Source organism: Sphingomonas sp. GW821-FHT04B01, assembly GCF_059420425.1.
The window spans coordinates 30246-48996 of record NZ_JBWKTR010000009.1 but is presented as its reverse complement, the minus strand read 5'-3'; the positions used below and the strand labels follow the sequence as shown (position 1 = coordinate 48996).

The window sequence follows — 18751 nt, the reverse complement described above, 5'->3', positions numbered from 1 at the left end:
CGCCGATGCCGGGTGTAGCGGCCAGAACGGCAGCCTTGGCCCGTCGTTCCCGGCCAATATGTTTTATTGATGCAGATTAAAATCGGAACGCGCGAGTTGATCGACGGTTGTCGGCGGTGACGTAACAGAAAGAACGCCATGCCGACGGTCGCCCGTGATGATCTGATCATCGATTATCGCGAATTGGGCGGACCCGATGCGCCCGCGATCTTGCTGATACATGGCTGGCCCGACGATGCATCTACCTGGGACGCGGTCGCGCCGGTGCTGGCCGAGGCGGGATTCCGGGTGATCGTACCGACCCTGCGCGGCATCGGCGCCACCCGCTTCGCCGATGCCGCGGCGCCGCGCACCGGCAACAGCGCGATGCTGGCGATCGACGCCATTGCGCTGATGGATGCGCTCGGCATCGCGCGCTTCATGGTCGCCGGCCACGATTGGGGATCGAACACCGCCGAGGCGCTCGCGGTCGGCTGGCCCGAGCGGATCGTGCGGCTGGCGATGCTGTCGACCCCGCCGCGGCTCGGCGGCATGCCGACCCCGCCGTTCGAACAGGCGCAGCGGCAATGGTATCACTGGTTCATGGCGACCGCGCGCGGCGCGCAGGCGGTGCGCGACGACCGCAAAGGCTTCGCGCACATCCATTGGGTCAATTGGTCACCGCCCGGCTGGTTCGACGAGGCGACCTTCGCGCGCGTCGCGCGGTCGTTCGACAATCCCGACTGGGTCGACGTGACGCTGCACAGCTATCGCGCGCGCTGGGACGAGGCGGAGCCCGATCCGCGCAGCCAGTGGCTCGAGGACAAGGTCAAGGCGACGCGCACGCTGGCGTTGCCCGCGATGTACATCCAGGGCGATGCCGACGGGATCAATCCGCCGAGCGCGTCTAGGCACGTCCCCGCCAAATTCACCGGCCCGTTCGCGAAGGTCCATCTCGCCGGCGTCGGCCATTTCCCGCAGCGCGAGAACCCCGATGCGGTCGCGCGCCACCTGCTCAACCTGTTCGCCGGCGATCCCGCCGCGCTCACCGATAGTATCGACCGGAGTTTGCCCATGAAGAAAGTCGCCCCCTTTGCCGCCGGTATCGCCGCGATCGGCCTCGTCGCCGCGGCGGCCGTCGGCGTCGCCCAGGCGCAGGGGCGCGACAGCCGCCTGACCCAGGTCGCGCAATTCGACCATCAGGCGACCGGCGTCGCGGTGACCGCCGACGGCCGCCGCTTCGTCAACTTCCCGCGCTGGACCGACGATGCGCCGATCTCGGTCGCCGAGGTGATGAAGGACGGCTCGCTGCGCCCCTATCCCGACGCCAAGTGGAACAGCTGGCGCAACGCGCGCGCCAACGAACTGCCGGTCGGCGATTATTTCGTCTGTGTGCAATCGATCGTTCCCGACGGCCACGGCAATCTCTGGGTGCTCGACCCCGGCGCGCCGGGCAATGAGAAGATCCTTGAGGGCGCGCCCAAGCTCGTCCGCATCGACCTCGCCGACAACCGCGTCACCAAGGTGATCGCGGTCCCCGGCGACGTCGCGCTGCAGGGCACCTATCTCAACGACATCCGCTTCTCGCCCGACGGCAAGACCGGCTACATCACCGATTCCGGCACGCGCGGCGCGATCATCGTCGTCGATCTGGAGAGCGGCAAGAGCTTCCGCGCGCTCGACGGCCACGCCTCGACGCAGATCGACAAGACGGTGAAGGTGGCGATCGACGGCAAGCCGCTGGTCCGTCCCGACGGCCGCCAGCCGGCGTTCGCGTCGGACGGCATCGCCATCTCCAAGGACGGCAAGACGCTGTATTATCAGGCGCTGACCGGCAAGACGCTCTACGCGATCGACACCGCCAAATTGCGCCCCGAGGTCAGCGAGGCCGATCGCGCGGCCGCGGTGACGACCGTCGCGCAGACGCATGTCGCCGACGGCCTGTGGATGAGCCAGGCGGGCGTGCTCTACCTCACCTCGCCGACCGATTATGCGATCAAGCGGCTCAACGGATCGACCGTCGAAACGGTGCTGACCGACCGCCGGCTGCGCTGGCCCGACACCTTTTCGGAAGGGCGCGACGGCACGATGTACGTCACCGCCAGCCATATCCAGGACACCAACTGGTTCACGCCGGGTGCGCCCGCGTCGATCAAGACCGAGCTGTTCTCCTTCCCGCCCGTCAAGTGATCCGGAGGCAATCATGACCTATCTGCGCTACGCCCCCGGGATCGAGACGCCCGAGCCCGACGAACAGAAGACGATCGACGGCATCATCGCCGGCATGACCAAGGAGAGCCAGACGGTCGAACAGCGCGAGGGCCATGCCGTCCGCGCCAGCCACGCCAAGAGCACCGCCTGCGTGATCGGCGAACTGACCGTCGCCGACGACCTGCCGCCCGAACTGGCGCAAGGCCTGTTCGCGCGCGGCGGCACGTTCCAGGTCGCGGTGCGCTTCGCGCAGGGGCCGGGCGAGCGGCTCGGCGACCGCGTCTCGACGCATCGCGGCATGGCGATCAAGGTGTTCGGCGTCGAGGGCGAGAAACTGCCCGGCCATGACGCGCCGACGCAGGATTTCGTGCTGGCGAGCGGCACCACCTTCCCCGCGGGCACCGCTGCGGGCTTCCTGTCGCAGGCCGGCAAGATCGGCGCGGCGACGCCGCTGCCCGAGGGCGTGAAAAGCGTCGCCTCGTCGCTCGCGCGCAACATCAACACGGTGCTCAACGCGGTCACCGGCGGGCCGAGCCCGACGCTCGATTTCTACGGCCATCCGTTCAGCCATCCGCTCGACGATTATTATTTCAGCCAATGCCCGATCCGCTTCGGCGATTACGTCGCAAAGCTCGGCGCCTTCCCCGTCGCGCCCGAGCAGCGGGCGCTCGACGACTGGCAGCTCGACCCGCATGCCGATGAGGACGGCTTCCGCCACGCCGCGGTCGACTATTTCGATGTGCACGACGCGGTCTTCGAGCTGCGCGCGCAGCTGTGGGCGAATGCCGAGACGCAGCCGATCGAGGACACGTCGGTGGAATGGCCGGTCGAGGACAGCGCCTATGTCACCGTCGCGACGATCCGGCTGCCGCGTCAGGCCGCTTATAGTGCCGAGCGCGTCCATTATTTCGACGAGGTGATGACCTTCCGCCCGGCGCACAGCCTCGCGGTGCATCGCCCGCTCGGCGGGGTGATGCGTGCGCGGCTGCAGGTCTACAAGGCGCTCAGCGACTTCCGCCATCGCGAGAACGGCATCCCGGCCGCCGACACCGCGACGATCGAGGCGATACCGGCCTAGCCGCGTCACCCCGCGTGTTGATGATCGCCAAAGCCCCATCTTTCGTCACCCCGGATCGGGTCGACACCTCTGCGAAGGTCCCGATCATCGGGAAACCAGCGCAGTGCTCCTGCGAACGCAGGAGCCCAGAGCCAAGCAAAACAACATCTTATGGTGTTCGGGGACTCCTGGGCTTCTGCTTTCGCAGGAGCACTGGTGGAGTTTCGCAGAAGTCTCGATCAAGTTCGAGGTAACAGAACGGGGCTGGCGAGGTCGCGGCGTCATCGCCTCGACCGGTTTCCCGGATCAGGCGGTTCTACTGCGGCGATGGAGATAGCCGTCGTCGAAGCCGGCAATGCGGACCAGCTTGGCAGGATCGCTGACCTCCAGGCTGCCGCGGTTGAGCGTCATCGCACCGGCGACGCGCAGCTCCTTGAGCACGCGGTTGATGTGCACGCTGGTCATGCCGAGCGCATCGGCGAGCAATACCTGCGACAGCGGCAGCGCCAGCGACTGTTCGCCGGTGATCGCGATGTCGCGCGCGCGCAGGTACAATTCGCACATCAGATGCGCGACGCGCTCGATGCTGGTGCGGCGGCCCATGCTGGTGATCCAGGCGCGCATCGTGCCTTCGTCGACAAGCTGCGCGATATACATCGCGCGTGCCACCGCCGGCCGCTGCGCCATCAGCCGGTCCATGTCGACGCGGTCGATCGTCACCACCTGCGCCGGCGTGATCGTCTGGATGCTGTGATCCATTTCGGCGAGCAGGCCGATGTGGAGATCGCAGGCGTCGCCCGGCATCAGGAACGCCAGCACCTGCCGCGTGCCGCTCGGCAGCACCTTGTAGCGGCACGCCCAGCCTTCCATGATCACGAACACCGGACCGGGCCGATCGCCCTCGCGGATCAGGTCGTGCCGCGTCTTGACGAGCCGCGGGCGGGCGGTGAGCGCGAGCAGGCCGGCGACGTCCTCTTCGTCGAGCGGCGAGTAACCGCGTAATTTTTCGACGAAGAGATTGGTCATGCTGCTTCATCACACAGGATCCCAGCATGTAATATTGCTCAAAGTTATATACAAAAGTTATACACAAATATTGATGCAAGCATGGGGCAGGCGGCCCGATTCCTGCTAGCTATGTCCCTGTCGGCCATATCCCAGGCTCCGCCGGCTGCGAGACGCAGAAGACGCTCGCGCCTGACCGGAACGGATGACGCGCATCATGATCGACGACACTCGCGACCCCGCCCCCGATCTCGACCTCGACAGGGCTGCACCGCCGGCTGCCGACGCGCATGGCGAAGCGGCGCTGCTGCTGGTCGAAAGCCTGATCCACGGTCTCGTCGCCCGGTCCGTGCTCAGTGTCGACGAGGCGGTCGCGCTCGTCACGGTGGCGATGGACGCGCGGGCCGAGATCGTCGCCGAGCGCGGTGAGCGCGAGGAGGCGCAAGACCGTGCGCTTGCCCTTCTGTCCGGGATCGGCGCCAGCCTCGCGTTCGACGCCGGCGGGTGAGCTACGCCGGCGCGAGGCGCACGCAATTGCGCCCGCCCGCCTTGGCGGCATAGAGCATCGTATCGGCGCGCTGCAGCCAGACCGGGAAGGATGCGATGTCGGGGCCGAGCGCGGCGACGCCGAAGCTCGCGCTGACCGGCAGCATGCGGCCGTCGGTGAGCGCGATCGGGTGATCGGCGATCGCACCGCGCAGCCGCTCGGCGACGACCATCGCCTCGTCGCCGTTGGTCTCCGGAAGCAGCAGCGCGAATTCCTCGCCGCCCAGCCGGCCGAGCACGTCGCTCGGTCGCAGCGTCACGCCAACGACCTCGGCGACGCGTTGCAGCACCTGGTCGCCGATCGGATGGCCATAGGTGTCGTTGACCGCCTTGAAATGGTCGAGGTCGAGCATCACCAACGTGCTTGACCGCCCGTAGCGGCACGATCGCGCGATCTCGCGCTCCGCCTGTTCGACGAAGCCGCGGCGGGTCAGCGCGCCGGTGAGGTGATCGACCTGCGCGATCATCCGCAGCTCGAGTTCGTCGGAGACGATATTGGCGAAATTGCCGAGGATCGCGATCTCGGCCGCGGTGAACTGGCGGACGACGGTGTCCATCGCGCACAGCGCGCCGACGTTATAGCCCTCGGGAGTGCGCAGCGGGATGCCGGCATAGCTGCGGACATGGGGCGGCCCGGCGACCAAGGGGCTGGCGGCGAAGCGCGGATCGGCCTGCGCATCGGCGATGATCAGCGGCTCGCGCTGCTGGATCGTGTGGGTGCAGAAGGAGATCGCGCGCGGCGTCTGCCGGCAGTTCATGCCGCGTTCCGCCTTGAACCATTGCCGGTCGCGATCGACCAGCGTCACCGTCGCGATCGGCACCGCCAGCACGGTGCGGATCAGCGTCACGATCTTCTCGAACGGCGACTCCGCCGCGCTGTCGAGCACGTCGAGCCGGCGCAGTGCGGCGACGCGCGCATCCTCGTCGTGCAGCCGGGCGTCATCCATGCAACTGCCCCCTCAGCATCTCGCGCAACGCGGCGGTGAGTTCGTCGGCATAGCTGTCCACCAACGTGCGGACGCTGGCGGCGACCATAGCCTCGTCGACGCCCGCCGCGCGCAGACTGGCGATCAGCGCGGAGAGATGCTCCTGATGGCGGGCGACGCTCGCCGCCAGCTCGGGCGGGATCGCCAGCGGCGTCGCGCCGGGCGGCATCGGCCGAAGCTCCTCCATATCGCTCTCCCTCCTGTGCGGCGTGTCCTTGCCTCCACGCTAGACCGCAAAGGTTAACGTGCGGAAAAAGCTCATTATTGCAGGGCCGCGGCAAAAGGCCGGCTGCCCCCCGGACGAGGGGCAGCCGGAGGAGTCCATCAAAGGATCGCCAGGCACAGGGTAAAGAGGCACTGGCAGGCCGATAGTAGCAGCCGCGCCATAAGTGTGCCACCAATATAATACACTAAGGCGCCTGATGCGGTGAAAAGGTCGCCGACAGGCCGTGGTAGAGTTTCTCGCGGCACACCGCCTGGCTCGCCCAGTCGGCGAGGAAGGCCGCGGCGAACATCGGCAGCATCAGCCCGCGGCTCGCGGTCGTCTCCGACAGGATGATCACCGCGGTCAGCGGCGCGCGCACCACGCCGGTGAAATAGGCGACCATGCCCAGGATCACCACCGCGCCGGTGGGATCGGCGGGGAACAGCGCGTGGAGCAGGTTGCCGACGCCCGCGCCGACCGCGAGGCTCGGCGCGAAGATGCCGCCGGGCAGCCCCGCCACCGCCGTCGCCAGCGTCGCGACGAACTTGGCCGGGCCGAACCACAAGGGAGCATCGACCCCGCCGATCATCCCGCGCGCGGCGCCGTAACCGGTGCCCCAGGTCATGCCGGTGGCGACACCCAGTCCGGCGACGACCAGCCCGCACAGGCCGGCGAACAGCAAGGGGTGCGCCTTGCTCCACCGCGTCAGCCGGCTGCCGCCGCGCGCCAGCGCCAGCATTGCGCGCGCGAACAATCCGCCCGCCAGTCCGCCGGCGAGGCCCGCCACCGGCACCACGACCAATGCCGCGGTCAGCGACATATGCGCGCCGATCTCGCCGAAATAGACGTAATTGCCGGTCAGGCTCTGCGCGACCATGCCGGCGATGACGATCGACGACAGCACCATCAGCGTCATCCGCTGCTCATAGGCGGCGGCCAGTTCCTCGATCGCGAACAGCACGCCGGCGAGCGGCGTGTTGAACGCCGCAGCGACGCCCGCCGCACCGCCCGCGATCACCACCGTGCCCTTCATCGTCACGCGCATCAGCCGGTGGCTGACCCCCATCACCGCCGCGGCGATCTGCACCGTCGGCCCCTCGCGCCCGACGCTGCCGCCGCACAGGATCGCGCCCATCGTCAGCAGCGCCTTGCCCGCCACCGTCTTCACCGCGATCAGATTGCCGGTCGCCGCGGCGGGGTCGGCGCGCGCCGCCATCACCTGCGGGATGCCCGATCCGCGCGCCAGCGGCACGTAGCGGCGGGTCAGCCAGACCAGCGCCACGAACCCCAGCGGCGTGGTCAGCAGCGGCAGCCACGGCAGCCGCCGCACGTATTGGTCGAACAATGAAGCGGTCGCGTCGGCGGCTTCGGCGAACAGCACCGCGACGATGCCGATCGCGACCGCACCGGCGATCACCGCGATCCGCTGGCGGAAGCGCACCGATGTCGGCCCGCGCGACCGCAGCAGCGCGCGGAACCGCGCCGGCGTCCAGCGGCGGCTACGGCGGGGAAGCGTCGGTGTATCGGGCATGCCGTCTCTTAATCCCCCCGCGCGGCGATCGTCACCCGTCTTGTCCCCGCATCGCCGCGGGTTACGGCTGCAACCAGGTCAGCGCATCGAATTCGCGCGCGAACCCGACCCGTGCCGCGCGCGCATAGACGCGCTGGCCGCCGGCGCCGTTGGTCAGCACCACCAGCCCCGTGCCGCGGTCGAGATCGAGGACAAACAGATTGGCGACGCCGTCGTTGCTGCCCCAATGCCAGGCGAAGCGCCGCCCGCCCGACCGTTCGAGCCCCCAGCCCAGCCCCCAGGACAGATCGCCCGCCACCGTCACCGCCGGCGCGTCCATCGCCGGATAGCGCCGCGCGAAGCGCAGGAAGCGCGCATAATCGCCCGCCGTCGTCCACAATCCCGCCGCCATGTTCGGCGTCATGAAGAGCGGCAGCGGCGGCTTGCCGAGCGCGGCGGCCGCGGCGATCTGGTCGCTGCGCGTCCACGTCTCGACCGGGCGGCGCGGTCCGGCGGCCCGCTGCGCCTCGAAATGCGCCGGTCCGGCCTCGGGGAGCAATTCTCTGTCGGCATCGTGCGCCCAAGCGACCGCCGGTGTCTGCTCCGCGGTCCAGCCGTAGCGGCTATGCGTCATCCCGGCCGGGACGAGCACGCGGTCGCGCACCACCTCGGCCGCGGTGCGCCCGGTCACCGCCTCGACCAGCCGGCCGAGCAGCACGAACCCCTCCCCCGAATAGCGGAACGCCGACCCCGGCGCGAAGCGGCTGACGAGGTCGCTGCCCGCATCGGTGCGCCAGTTCGGCAGGCCGCCGGCATGCGACAGCAAATGGCGCGGGGTGATCGCGCAGGTCGCGGCATCGCGGGTGAAGTCGACGTGGCGCGCGACGGGGGCGTCGAGGTCGATCCTGCCGTCGCGGACGAGCGCGTGGACCGCGGCGGCCAGCACCGGCTTCGACAGCGATGCCGCCTCGAACAGCGTCTCGGAAGTGGCGGGAACGCCCGCGCGGGCGTCGCCCTCGGCCTGCGCGGTCACCGTCGCGCCGTCGAGCCATGCCCAGCTCGCCCCCGGCACCGCGGCGAGCGCCAGCCACGGCCGCAACCGGAACGCCGGGGACGCGCGCCTAGCCGCCCCGGCGCCGCTGGTGATGGCTCCGGCGGTTGCGCCGATCAGGAGCGTGCGTCGCGTCGTCGTCATCGTCATGCGCCGGCCATAACGTATCGGCGAACGTGTGTTGCATGAATAATACGGGTGGACGGGATCGGATCGCCGGCCGGGTCCATTAACTCGATCTTAAATCCATATCGGACATATGCGTGATCCAGCGTTTCCTGTTTCTTTGTTTCGCGTTTCACGTGTTCGAATATGGCGTCATGATAATGTGACGCAATAACCTGCGGTTTGCCTGTCTTCGGCGCCGCCTGACATGCCTGCCCCGCCATGACCCGGCGAGGCTGTTCTCGTTGCCGGCAGCGCACGGTGGCCGCCTCACCAGCGGCGGCCCGCGACGCATCATGCCGGTCTGTTGTCCGACGTTTTCCTCCGTATCAAAGGCAATTGGTCATGCGACCCTATCTCTCGTTGAAGGATTCGGCTCATATCCAGACCGCGGTCGCGGAAGTGCGTCGCCTGCGCGGCGCCTTCGCCGAAGGCCGCCTGACCGAGCGCGGCGACGTCGCGGCAGGCAGCGGCGAGGTCCGCGATTTGCTGAACGAGATCAACGCGATGCTCGACGCGGCGACCGCACCGGTCGGCGCCTTCAAGGAGGCGGTCGCGACCATGTCCGCCGAGCATGAGCGCGGCGACATCGACGTCGTGCTGCCCGCCGCGCAGTTCGTCGGCGACCTGCGCATCGCCGCGCAGGACGTCAATTATATGGTCGCTAGCCATATCGCCGCGAAGAAGAAGACGATGGCCTGTGTCGCCGCCTTCGGCGACGGCGATTTCGAGGCGCCGCTCGACGCCTTCCCGGGCAAGAAGGCGTTCCTCAACGACACGATCGAGCGGCTGCGCGGCAACCTCAAGGGGCTGATCGCCGAGATGAACCGGATGTCGGCCGAGCACGACAAGGGCGACATCGACGTGTTCGTGCCCGTCGACGCCTTCCGCGGCGATTTCGCGACGATGGCGGCGGGGATCAACACGATGGTCGCCGGCCATATCGCGGTGAAGAAGCAGGCGATGGCTTGTATCGAGCAATTCGGCCAGGGCCATTTCGACGCGCCGCTCGACGCCTTTCCCGGCAAGAAGGCGTTCATCAACGACACGATCGAACTGCTGCGCACCAATTTGCGCGCGATCATCGCGGAGATCCAGCGGCTGATCGTCGCCTCGACCGCCGGCCAGCTGCGCGAGCGCGGCGACGCGGCGCGCTTCAGGGGCGATTTCGCCGGGCTGATCCAGGGCGTCAACGGCATGCTCGACGCGATCCTGCTGCCGATCGGCGAGGGCAATCGCGTGCTCGATCTGGTCAGCACCGGCTCGCTGCTCGAACGCGTCGCGATCGACTGCGACGGCGATCACCAGCGGATGAAGGACGCGATCAACACGTTGGTCGAGTCGCTGGTCAGCTTCGCCGGCAACGTCTCGGGCGCGGCCGACCAGGTCGCCAGCGGCAGCCAGCAGCTCTCGTCGAGCGCCGAGCAGATGAGCCAGGGTGCGACCGAACAGGCCGCGGCGGCCGAGGAAGCCTCGGCATCGATGGAGCAGATGGCGGCCAACATCAAACAGACCGCCGACAATGCCGCGCAGACCGAGAAGATCGCGCGCCAGTCGTCGACCGAGGCGGAGCGCAGCGGCGTCGCGGTCGATCGCGCCGTCCGGGCGATGCGCACGATCGCCGAGAAGATCGTCTTCGTCCAGGAGATCGCGCGCCAGACCGACCTGCTCGCGCTCAACGCCGCGGTCGAGGCGGCACGTGCCGGCGACCACGGCAAGGGCTTTGCGGTGGTGGCGGCGGAGGTGCGCAAGCTGGCGGAGCGCAGCCAGACCGCCGCGGCGGAGATCAGCGCGATGTCGTCGGACACCGTCGGTGCGGCGACCGAGGCGGGCGAGATGCTCACCCGGCTGGTGCCCGAAATCCGCCGCACCGCCGAGCTGGTCGCCGAGATCAGCGCCGCCTGCCGCGAACAGGATATCGGCGCCTCGCAGATCAACCAGGCGATCCAGCAGCTCGATCAGGTGACGCAGCAGAACGCCTCCGCCTCCGAGCAGATCTCCTCGACCGCGGGCGTGCTCGCCGAACAGGCGGAGGAATTGCAGCACAGCATCGCCTTCTTCCGCCTGCCCGAGGATGCGGTGCGTCCCACCCGCAGCGTCGCGCACCGGCCGGCGCCGGTGCCGGTGAAGCGCCCCGCGATCAAGGGCACCAAGGCGGCGCGGCTGCTGGCGCCGCGCGCCGGCACGCGCATCGACCCGTCGTCGCGCCTGCGCGGCTTCACCCTCGACCTCGCCACCGGCGGCCCCGATGCCGAGGATGTGGAGTTCGGCCGCATGGGGTGATGCGTTTCCCAGCCTACAATGTCCTATATTGTTACGGCTGGGGAACGAACATGCGCGCGACGATCAAGGTGAAGATGGCGATGACCTTCGCCGTCCTGATGCTGCTGCTGGTCGGCGTGGTCTGGATCGGCATCAGCCGGATGGATGCGCTCGACCGCGCGGTCGACGATCTCGTCAACGGCCCGGCCAGACGGCTGGAGATCGCCCAATCGTTCGTCATCAAAGCCAATATCGTCGTCCGCCAGGAGAAGAATTTGGCGCTGATCGAGGATGTGACGCAGATGCGGCAGCTCGATGCCGACCTGATGACGACGCGCAACGAGGCGCAGAAGCTGCTCGCGAGCGGCCTTGCCGGCGCGACCGACAAGGAACGACCATTGTGGCAGCAGGCGCAGGCAAAATGGGCCGAATTCCTGCCGGTCCACGATCAGGTCCGCACGCTCGCGCTCGCCAACAGGAATGCCGAGGCAGGCGCGCTGTCGGTCAATCAGTCGCGCCTGCTGGTCAATGCGCTGGTCGCCATCGCCGACCAGATCGTCGATCAGGCGCGTACGCAGATGGTCGAGGCGAACAGCGAGACGCACGCGCTCTGCAATTCGGCGCGGCGGGCCTTGTTCGTCACCGCCGGGCTGGCGTTGCTGATCGGGTTCGTCGGCTGCTTCTGGCTGTCGCGGATGGTCGCGCAGGGATTGCGCACCACCGGGCAGGCGATCGAGACGGTTGCAGCCGGCGATCTGCAAAGCGAGGTGCGCGTCACCGGCAACGACGAGATCAGCGATCTGGTCGCCACCGTCAACACCATGTCGGGCCGCCTGCGTTCCGTGGTGCACAGCATCGGCGAGGCGGCGCACAAGGTCGCGGCGGGCAGCATGCAATTGTCCGCCTCGTCGGAGCAGATGAGCCAAGGTGCGACCGAACAGGCCGCGGCGGCCGAACAGGCGTCGGCATCGATGGAGCAGATGGCGGCCAACATCAAACAGAATGCCGACAATGCCGCCCAGACCGAGAAGATCGCGCGCCAGTCGGCGCGGGATGCCGAGGACAGCGGCGTCGCGGTCGATCGCGCGATGCAGGCGATGCGCACGATCGCCGAGAAGATCGGCATCGTCCAGGAGATCGCCCGCCAGACCGACCTGCTCGCGCTCAACGCCGCAGTCGAGGCGGCGCGCGCCGGCGACCACGGCAAGGGCTTCGCGGTCGTCGCCGCCGAGGTCCGCAAGCTCGCCGAGCGCAGCCAGGCCGCCGCGGCGGAGATCGGTTCGGTCTCCTCCGATACCGTCGTCGCCGCCACCCAGGCGGGCGACATGCTGACCCGATTGGTGCCCGACATCCGCCGCACCGCCGAACTGGTCGCCGAGATCAGCGCCGCCTGCCGCGAACAGGACCTCGGCGCCAATCAGGTCAATCTGGCGATCCAGCAGCTCGACGAGGTGACGCAGCAGAATGCCGCGGCCTCGGCACAGATCTCGGCGACGTCGGAGACGCTCGCCGACCAGGCGGAGGAGTTGCAGCAGACGATCGCCTTCTTCCGCTTCGACGATACCGGCCTGATCAAGGCCCGGGTCACGCGCAAGGCGGTCGTTGCCGCGCCGCGCCGTCCCGCGGTCAAGGGCACTAAGCTGGCGACCCTGAGCAAACCCCGGCCGGGATCGGTGCTCGACCAGCAGGCGCGCGTCCGTGGCTTCGCGCTCGATCTGACCAGCGGCGGCCCGGATGCCGAGGATGCGGAGTTCAGTCAGGTGGCGTGAGGCCGCCGGGCCGCGTCAGGGCGTGATCTCGCCCTCGTCGCTGCCGTCCCAATAGCGGATGCGCGCGGCGTCGACGCGGATCATCACGATGCCGGGCGTGTCGATGCCGTCGGGGAAGTAGCGGTCGAGATCCTTGGTCCAATGGTCGGCGAACGCCTGACGGTCCTCGATCAGCGCGGCACGGCCCTCGACGGTGACGAACAGCGGCGGCCCGCCGAGCATCCCGGCCGCGCCGGTGTAACTGAGCGTCGTGTGCGGATCGTCGCGCAGGTCGGCGATCTTGCGCGAATCCTGATAGGAGAAGAAATAGCTTTCGCCGTGATAGTCGACGTCGCCGTTGTTGCTCATCGGCCGTGCGGTGATGACGCCGGCCGCCGAGCGGGTAGCCATCATCGCGAAGTCGAGCTTGGCCATCTTCTTCGACAGATCGTGGAGCGTGAGGTCCGTCATGCGGCATGTCCTTTGCTGGGCGCGAAGGTGCGACTGGCACCGGCGGCTGGAACGAACGCAGGCGCCGTTCGGGTGCGTCGTGCCCCCCAAGCCCATATCGCCGCGAAGAATAATCGGTTATGGACTAAGATGCTGCTTTACCACGATACTCTGGCACCCGCCGCGGCACGGGGGCCGGCACCATAGGATTCGGAATGCCTGTTGCGCATTGTGTCTCGAGCACGGCGGGAACGATACTCGTCGCGGACAGCAATTTCTGCCGCCTGCTGCAACGGCCGCATGCCGAATTGATCGGCGCCTCCTATCGCTCGATCACCGTCGCCGAGGATCTCGACAAGAGCGCCGACATGCTCGGCAGCCTCGTCGACAAGGCGGCGCCGACCCGGCTGCGCAAGCGCTATTGGCGTCCCGACGGCACCACCGTCGAGGTCGACCTGCTCGTCTCGCGCTTCGATGCGGCAGGGCATCTGGTCTCGACGCTGTCGTGGCGCGAGGATGAGGCCCCGCGCGACACGCCGCTGCGCATGTGGAAGGCGGCGCTGCGCCTCAAGCACCTCTACAGCCTCAAGATGGAGGAATTCGGCCGCGAGCTGTTCGGCGATTTCCCCGGCCTCATCCTGCTCGACCTCTATCTCGCCGAGGCCGAGGGGCGACTGGCGTCGGTCGCGGACGTCGCCGGATCGACCGGCCTGCCGGTTGACTCGGTGCAGCGCTGGCTGCGGGTGCTGGCGCAACGCCGGCTGGTGCAGTCGTCCGACGGAACGGCGAGCGTCCAATTGGGGCACGACGGCCTCGGCAAGATCGAACGGCTGCTGACCGCGGCACTCCAGCCGGTCGACTAAACGCCGCTCGCGGGTCGGTCGTGCAGCAGGTCGGCAAGATTGTCGTACAATTCGGGCTGTTTGAGGATCGTCCAGTGATCGCCCGGCATCCGCCTCATTTCGAAGGTCGCGGCGAACCGGCTCCAGCCGAGATCGGCCGCGGTGATCCGCGGCCGGTGCTTGGCCGCCTTGTACAGCAGCACGCGCCCGCCATAATCGGGCAGGGTCGTTCCCGTGATCGCATCCACCCAATAATGCACGAGGAGGCGCATCCGTGATCCGTTGATATGCTTGGGGCTGATCTTATTCCCCAGCCGCACGTACGCCCGGGCGACGCGCAACAGGCCGCCGCGGATCGCCAGCATCGTCGGCAGGTTGATGACGATATACCGCAGGCCCCGCGCCAGTTCGGTCCTGACATCCTGCGCGAGGCTCAGTGCGGCGGGTGGATAGACCGCGCTGCTGTCGATCATGATGACCAGGTGCGGCGCGCGGCCGCGGCGCGCCAGCCGGTCGGCGAGCGCGAAGGCGAGCGTTCCGCCGATCGAATAGCCGACCAGCACGACGCGCTGCGCCGTCGGCGTCGCCGACAGAGCGGGTTCGAGCAGATCGAGCAAGGCGGCGAAGGTCCCGGCAGTCCGCGGCGCCATGCGGAGATCCGGCACGCTGCGCAGCTGGTGGACGCTGCCGAACCGCTCCAGCGTCGCTACCAACGTGCGGACGTGATGGCCCGCGTCGTCGCCCAGCCCGGGAAGCAGCAAAAAGTGATAGGGGAGCGCTGCCGTCATGCCTTCGCATCATAATCGATGACCCGTTGAGGCTTGCTTACCGGCAGCAGCGGTGCGGGCGGTGATCGACGATGCGGGCGCGCTGGCATCCGGTCGCGGCGGTGCCCGATGGGAGCGGTCCACCGCCTGCCCGTCAGCGCCCGTTATGGCACGCATGCCACAGTTGCAGGGGATAAGTGCCTTCAAAATCAAGATGTATTTACTTTAGGAGGAAATTGGTATTATCCCGGTCTGGTGAGGACCTGATTTGGTTCCGACCGCCGGACAGTTTACGGTAGCGTTACCAGGCGGCGAAGAGAGAGGGAGAGGCGTGTTGATTCACTCGGTTTCGCGTATCGCATTGATCGGTGCGATGGGGCTTTGGACCCTCCCCGCGATGGCGCAACAGGCGCCTGCCGCAACCCCGAATCCGGCCTCGCCCGATGCCGTCACGCAGGCGGCGCAGGCCGATCCGCAGCCCGGCGCCGATGCCGAGGTCGCCTCCGACACCCGCGCCGCGGCGATCGCCGGCCAGTCGGGTGACGCGCCCAGCTCGGGCGAGATCGTCGTCACCGGCACGCGCATCAACCGCCCCAACGTCACTTCGGCCGCACCGATCACCTCGGTCACGCAGCAGGACATCCGCGCGCAGGCGCCGGTCAACGTCGAGGACGTGCTCAACCGCCTGCCGCAGGTCGCGCCCGACAGCCAGCAGACCTACAACGATTCCGACGGTCGCCAGCGCATCAAGCTGCGCACGCTCGGCTTCGAGCGGACGTTGGTGCTGATCGACGGCAAGCGCCTCGGCACGCAGAACGGCCAGGACGTCGGCATCATCCCGCCGTCGCTGCTCGAGCGCGTCGACGTGCTCACCGGCGGTGCCTCGTCGGTCTATGGTTCGGACGCGGTCGCCGGCGTCGTCAACTTCGTCCTGCGCAAGGACTTCGAGGGCGTCCAGCTCGACGCCAATTACAATTTCTACAATCACAACAACAAGGACACGATCGTCTCGCCGCTCGCCCGTGCCGCCGGTTTCGGCAGCCCGCGCGGCCTGACCAACGACGGCGGCCGTGCCGACGTGACGCTGACCGCCGGCACCAAGCTGCTCGACGGCAAGCTCCACCTCAGCGGCTTCGTCAATTATCGCAAGACCGACGAGATCCCCCTCACCTCGCGGTCGAACGCGGGCTGCTACATCACCCAGCTGCAGCTCAACGGTCCGCTGTCGTGCGGCCTGACCCCGAGCAGCTCAACCAGCGGTCTGATCACGCCGCAGGCGGGCGCCAACGCCGGCGGACAGTTCGTCAACAATCCCGACGGTTCGCGCAATTTCGTGCCGTTCGCCGCAGGCCCCGGCAACGCGTCGAACTATTTCAGCGGCTATGCCTATCAGCGGCCGTCCGAGCGGGTAAACGCCGGCGGCTTCGCCACGCTCGAACTCGCCCCCGAGGCCGAACTCTATGCGTCGGGGATCTGGTTCCGCGACAAATCGTACAACAACTATCCGACGATCGCGAGCGGCACCGTCAACGTCAATTGCAGCAACCCGTATCTGTCGGGCACGCAGGCGACCACGATCGGCTGCGGCGCCGGCACCACCAGCGTGCCCGTCACGCTCGCCTATCGCCTCGGCGAGAACAGCGACCGGCCGGACACTTACGTCAACACCGGCGTCCGTCTGACCGGCGGTGTCCGCGGCAAGGTCGGCGACGCCTGGACCTATGACGTGGGCGGCGTCTACGCGCGCAACCATCAGGATTACATCCCGAGCTTCGGCATCCCCGGCAATCTGCAGAATGCGGTCAACGTCGGCGGCACCGCGGCGGCACCGACCTGCGCGAGCGGCGCGGCGGGCTGCGTGCCCTTCGACATCTTCAGCGCCGGCAACACCGACCCTGCGCTGATCAACTATCTGTTCGGCACCGGCACCTCGGTGACCACCGGCACGCTGTACGACGTCCAGGCCAATATGACCGGCGACCTCGGCAAATACGGCATCACCTCGCCGTTCGCCGAACAGGGTCTGGCGATCGCGCTCGGCACCGAATATCGCAAGGATACGCTGTCGTCGCGCGCCGACGCCGCCTATCGCAGCGCGCTCGGTGGCAACGACACCTATCTCAGCCAGGACGTCTGGGAAGCCAATATCGAGGTGCAGGCGCCGCTGGTCGAGCACAAGCCGTTCGCCGAACTGGTCCAGCTCAACGGCGGCTATCGCGTCTCCAAGTACAGCAGCAACCCGAGCACCTTCAACACCTGGAAGGTCGAGGGCGTCTACGCCCCGGTCCGCGACCTGACCTTCCGCGCCTCGTTCAACAAGGCGCAGCGCGCGCCGACCGTCGTCGAGATCCGTCAGGCGAGCAACATTGAGTTCGCGGGCGGCGGTTCGGGCACGTTCAACGACTTCTGCGCTCCCACCGTCACCACCGGCGCCAATGGCGTGACCTATGGCGCGCCGATCGCCTCGCGCGAAGTGTGCCGAGCGACTGGCCTGTCGGACGCGCTGTACGGCAGCCAGACGCTGTTGTGCAGCAACGGCACCACGCCGAACGGCACGGCCGCCTGTTCGGTGCGCTCGGGCGGCTTCACCGCCGATCCGGAGACCGCCTACACCCAGACCTACGGCCTGGTGGTCAAGCCACGCTTCATCAAGGGGCTGGTGTTCTCGGTCGATCGTTACCGGATCAAGATCGACAATTCGCTCGGCTACAACGACTATAGCTATTACACCGATGGCTGCCTGCGCTCGGGCGGCGACCAGTTCTTCTGTCAGGGCATCGTCCGCAACCCGACCACCGGTACGCTCTTCGCCAACGGGACGAACGCGACCACCGGCTATATCCGCCAGGGCACGACGAACTATTACACCTCGATCGCGCAGGGCTGGGACTTCCAGGCGCAATATGCGCTCGACCTGGACACGATCGGCCGTCTCGACTTCGGCTTCAACGGCTCGCTGACCACCTTCGCCGGCGGCCAGGATTCGCCGGTGCAGCCCGAGCGCAATTGCGCGGGCTATTACGGCAACGGCTGCGGCCAGCTGATCCCCAAGTGGAGCCATGGCCTGCGCACCACTTATACGACGATGGACAAGAAGTTCAGCGCCTCGTTCAACTGGCGCTATGTCGGCTCGCTGACCAACGCCAACAATTCGGGCGATCCGGCGATCGGCGGCACCCCGGAGCGGGCGCTGACCAATTACTATCGCGTCGCGCCGCAGAACTATTTCGACCTGGCGCTCAACTTCGCGATCGCCAAGCAGTTCGCGCTGCGCCTGATCGCGAACAACCTGCTCGACAAGAGCCCACCGATCGTGCCGGATTCGTACAATATCAGCCTGGCGCGCAGCAACACCATTCCCCAGCGCTACGACTCGCTGGGCCGCAACATCGCGATCGGCACGACGATCAACTTCTAAGCCTGACCATCCGTCATCCCGGCCATGCCGGGATGACGCGATCGCGGCCGGTCAGATCTGTCCGGCCGCGACCATCCTTGCCAACAATGCGTTGACCCGCGTCTGCCAGCCGGGGCCGCTGCCGCGCAGATGCTCGACCGTCGCCGCATCCAGACGGATCTTGATCTCCACCTTCGGTGCGTCCGACTTGGGACGCCCGCGTCGCGACGGCGTCATCCCAGTCATAAAGGTGGCATCCATCGGCGGGTTGTCGTCGTGGATAGCGGGATCAAATTTGGCCATGATAGAATCTCGCTTCCTGTTTCTCGGCGGGACGCAGGCTGATCGCGCGCACGGCACCGTCATGGGAGCCTTCGGTAAACACCAGCACGTGCAGGCGATCGGCGATCATCCCCAAGGCAACGAACCGGACCTCCCCGTAATCGAAGCGATCGTCCTCACGCTCCAATGCCGTGTCCCAGTCAAAGCCTGCCGCCGCACGCAGCGACACACCATGTTTGGCGAGATTGCGCGCATCCTTGGCTGGATCGAACTCGATCTCCATCGTCG

General features: G+C 67.7%; 16 protein-coding genes. 7 read left to right on the top strand and 9 right to left on the bottom strand.

Annotation, left to right across the window (positions count from 1 at the left end; all coding sequences use genetic code 11):
* Positions 1-138 precede the first annotated feature (138 nt).
* Both AC07UH_RS17895 and AC07UH_RS17890 read left to right on the top strand, forming a co-directional pair.
* Complete coding sequence (locus AC07UH_RS17895; RefSeq protein WP_495181366.1) at positions 139-2169, top strand: L-dopachrome tautomerase-related protein; 2031 nt, start codon at positions 139-141, stop codon at positions 2167-2169.
* A 13-nt stretch (positions 2170-2182) separates the two neighbouring features.
* Positions 2183-3268 carry a catalase family protein gene (locus AC07UH_RS17890; RefSeq protein ID WP_495181365.1) on the top strand — a complete coding sequence of 362 codons (1086 nt, stop codon included), beginning with the start codon at positions 2183-2185 and terminating at the stop codon, positions 3266-3268.
* A gap of 285 nt (positions 3269-3553) precedes the next feature.
* Here AC07UH_RS17890 and AC07UH_RS17885 read toward each other — a convergent pair whose 3' ends face one another.
* The gene (locus AC07UH_RS17885) at positions 3554-4273 is read right to left on the bottom strand and encodes a Crp/Fnr family transcriptional regulator (protein WP_041394135.1); all 720 of its coding nucleotides are present in this window, start codon (positions 4271-4273) and stop codon (positions 3554-3556) included.
* Between the two features lie 196 nt (positions 4274-4469).
* Here AC07UH_RS17885 and AC07UH_RS17880 point away from each other — a divergent pair, with 196 nt between their 5' ends.
* Entirely contained in the window at positions 4470-4760 is a 291-nt protein-coding gene (locus tag AC07UH_RS17880) for a hypothetical protein (RefSeq protein ID WP_495181364.1), read from the top strand.
* Between the two features lies 1 nt (position 4761).
* Here the strand turns inward: AC07UH_RS17880 and AC07UH_RS17875 are convergent, their stop codons facing one another.
* The 4 genes from AC07UH_RS17875 to AC07UH_RS17860 all read right to left on the bottom strand — a co-directional run bounded on the left by AC07UH_RS17875 (position 4762) and on the right by AC07UH_RS17860 (position 8700).
* Positions 4762-5745, bottom strand: a complete 984-nt coding sequence (locus AC07UH_RS17875) for a GGDEF domain-containing protein (RefSeq protein WP_495181363.1) — start codon at positions 5743-5745, stop codon at positions 4762-4764.
* Complete coding sequence (locus AC07UH_RS17870) at positions 5738-5971, bottom strand: hypothetical protein (RefSeq protein ID WP_495181362.1); 234 nt, start codon at positions 5969-5971, stop codon at positions 5738-5740. Before AC07UH_RS17870 ends, AC07UH_RS17875 begins: the two co-directional genes overlap by 8 nt.
* Before the next feature lie 223 nt (positions 5972-6194).
* Entirely contained in the window at positions 6195-7520 is a 1326-nt protein-coding gene (locus tag AC07UH_RS17865; protein WP_495181361.1) for a chloride channel protein, read from the bottom strand.
* A gap of 61 nt (positions 7521-7581) precedes the next feature.
* Positions 7582-8700, bottom strand: coding sequence for a serine hydrolase domain-containing protein (locus AC07UH_RS17860; protein ID WP_495181360.1), 1119 nt, complete (start codon positions 8698-8700; stop codon positions 7582-7584).
* Positions 8701-9060: 360 nt separating this feature from the next.
* Here AC07UH_RS17860 and AC07UH_RS17855 point away from each other — a divergent pair, with 360 nt between their 5' ends.
* The gene (locus AC07UH_RS17855; RefSeq protein ID WP_495181358.1) at positions 9061-10998 is read left to right on the top strand and encodes a methyl-accepting chemotaxis protein; all 1938 of its coding nucleotides are present in this window, start codon (positions 9061-9063) and stop codon (positions 10996-10998) included.
* Between the two features lie 50 nt (positions 10999-11048).
* Positions 11049-12746 (top strand): methyl-accepting chemotaxis protein, encoded by a 1698-nt coding sequence (locus tag AC07UH_RS17850; RefSeq protein WP_495181357.1) that lies wholly within the window; start codon positions 11049-11051, stop codon positions 12744-12746.
* 15 nt (positions 12747-12761) lie between these two features.
* Here the strand turns inward: AC07UH_RS17850 and AC07UH_RS17845 are convergent, their stop codons facing one another.
* Positions 12762-13196, bottom strand: a complete 435-nt coding sequence (locus AC07UH_RS17845) for a pyridoxamine 5'-phosphate oxidase family protein (protein ID WP_495181356.1) — start codon at positions 13194-13196, stop codon at positions 12762-12764.
* 194 nt (positions 13197-13390) lie between these two features.
* Here AC07UH_RS17845 and AC07UH_RS17840 point away from each other — a divergent pair, with 194 nt between their 5' ends.
* The gene (locus AC07UH_RS17840) at positions 13391-14038 is read left to right on the top strand and encodes a PAS domain-containing protein (RefSeq protein WP_041394123.1); all 648 of its coding nucleotides are present in this window, start codon (positions 13391-13393) and stop codon (positions 14036-14038) included.
* Here the strand turns inward: AC07UH_RS17840 and AC07UH_RS17835 are convergent.
* Entirely contained in the window at positions 14035-14805 is a 771-nt protein-coding gene (locus AC07UH_RS17835; RefSeq protein WP_495181355.1) for a thioesterase domain-containing protein, read from the bottom strand. The two genes, AC07UH_RS17840 and AC07UH_RS17835, sit on opposite strands and share 4 nt — an antisense overlap.
* Before the next feature lie 352 nt (positions 14806-15157).
* On the opposite strand from AC07UH_RS17835, the gene AC07UH_RS17830 reads away from it, so the two are divergent.
* Complete coding sequence (locus tag AC07UH_RS17830) at positions 15158-18202, top strand: TonB-dependent receptor domain-containing protein (protein WP_495181354.1); 3045 nt, start codon at positions 15158-15160, stop codon at positions 18200-18202.
* A gap of 51 nt (positions 18203-18253) precedes the next feature.
* Here the strand turns inward: AC07UH_RS17830 and AC07UH_RS17825 are convergent, their stop codons facing one another.
* Both AC07UH_RS17825 and AC07UH_RS17820 read right to left on the bottom strand, forming a co-directional pair.
* Positions 18254-18484: a BrnA antitoxin family protein gene (locus AC07UH_RS17825; protein WP_495181353.1), complete on the bottom strand. Its 231-nt coding sequence runs from the start codon at positions 18482-18484 to the stop codon at positions 18254-18256.
* Positions 18471-18746: a BrnT family toxin gene (locus tag AC07UH_RS17820; protein ID WP_495181352.1), complete on the bottom strand. Its 276-nt coding sequence runs from the start codon at positions 18744-18746 to the stop codon at positions 18471-18473. The genes AC07UH_RS17825 and AC07UH_RS17820 overlap by 14 nt, the downstream gene beginning before the upstream one ends.
* Between the last annotated feature and the right edge of the window lie 5 nt (positions 18747-18751).